The organism is Actinoplanes siamensis (assembly GCF_016862395.1).
GTDB lineage: Bacteria > Actinomycetota > Actinomycetes > Mycobacteriales > Micromonosporaceae > Actinoplanes > Actinoplanes siamensis.
The window spans coordinates 1-1,330 of the sequence record NZ_BOMW01000136.1 but is presented as its reverse complement, the minus strand read 5'-3'; the positions used below and the strand labels follow the sequence as shown (position 1 = coordinate 1,330).

Annotated in this window: 2 protein-coding genes; both read right to left on the bottom strand. The window is 66.2% G+C overall.

The window, feature by feature from the left end; genetic code table 11:
* Nucleotides 1-35 precede the first annotated feature (35 nt).
* Complete coding sequence (locus Asi03nite_RS37430) at nucleotides 36-947, bottom strand: IS3 family transposase (protein WP_239103216.1); 912 nt, start codon at nucleotides 945-947, stop codon at nucleotides 36-38.
* Between the two features lie 5 nt (nucleotides 948-952).
* The gene (locus Asi03nite_RS37425; RefSeq protein WP_203685245.1) at nucleotides 953-1,264 is read right to left on the bottom strand and encodes a transposase; all 312 of its coding nucleotides are present in this window, start codon (nucleotides 1,262-1,264) and stop codon (nucleotides 953-955) included.
* Nucleotides 1,265-1,330: the final 66 nt, after the last annotated feature.

Sequence of the window (1,330 nt, the reverse complement as noted above, 5' to 3'; positions counted from 1 at the left end):
GAGTTTCCCCCGGTTCGATGGAGCAGTTTTTCCTGCTACCGGGCGGTGGCAGGGGTGACCAGCTCGGGCTCAGCCTGGCTTGCCTGATGCTGATGCCAGGCGGTCTCGTACTCGTCCGGGCTGAGGTAGCCGAGCTCTTTCTGGATGCGCTGGGTGTTGTACCAGCCATCGATGTACGCGAACAGCGCGTTCTCGGCCTCGTCGCGGGTCCGCCACTGGCTGCGATAGACCAACTCGATCTTCAACGTGGACCAGAAGTTCTCCATCAGCGCGTTGTCGTAGCTGTCGCCGACCGAGCCCATCGAGGGCAGGATTCCGTTGTCGTACAAGCGTTCCGCGAACCGGAACGACGTGTAGTTCGAGCCGCGGTCGCTGTGATGAATGAGGTCACCGTCGCGCACGTCGCGTGAGTAGATGCCGTATTCGAGGGCGGCCAGGATCAGGTCGGTGTCGCACCGGTGCGAGGTTTTCCAGCCCACGATCCGGCGCGAGAACACGTCGCGGACCGCGGCCAGCCAGAACACGCCCTCGGCGCACGGAATCCGGGTGGCGTCGGCGACCCAGAGCCGGTCCGGCGCCGCCGCCCGGAACTGCCGGTTGACCAGGTCCGGGGCCGGCTCGCGGGTCGGATCCTGCTTGGTGGACCCGCCGCGCCAGCCGCGTCGCAGGAACGCGCCCTGCCAGCCCTGGGCCCGCATCAGCCGCTCGACGCGCTTGCGGCCGACCCGGATCCCGTCACGGCGTAGCTGCTGATGCACCCGGTCGGCGCCGTAGGTGAACCCGGAGGCCTCCCAGACTTCATAGATGTTCGACAGCAGCCCGAGGTCGACCACGTCGCGGTCGCAGGGCTGCTCGACCTGCTTGCGCCACGCGTAGTAGGTCGACTCGCCGATCTGCAAGACCCGAAGAAGGAGCGCGACCGCGAAGCGGCCCGACTGTTCGTCGATGAACGTCAGGACCGTCGCCGGGTCGGGTCGAGCTCCGAGGCGAAATACGCGCTCGCGGCCTTCAGGATTTCGTTGGCCCGGCGCAGCTCCGCGTTCTCCTTCAGCAGCCGCCGGTTCTCCTCCAGCATGTCGCTGGTCGGCCGATCGGAGCGCTCACCGGCATCGGCCTCGGCCTGCCGGATCCAGTTCCGCAACGCCTCCGGATGCACGTTCAACTGTTCCGCGAGCCGCTTGATCACCGGCTTCGGATCCGAGTCCCGATACAGTCGAACCGCACGTTGCCGCAGCTCATCCGGGTACTTCTTCGGTGCTGCCACAGATACTTCCTCCCCACGGCCATCAGACCATGATCAAGAAGCTCCATGAATACGGGGGTGCCTCAC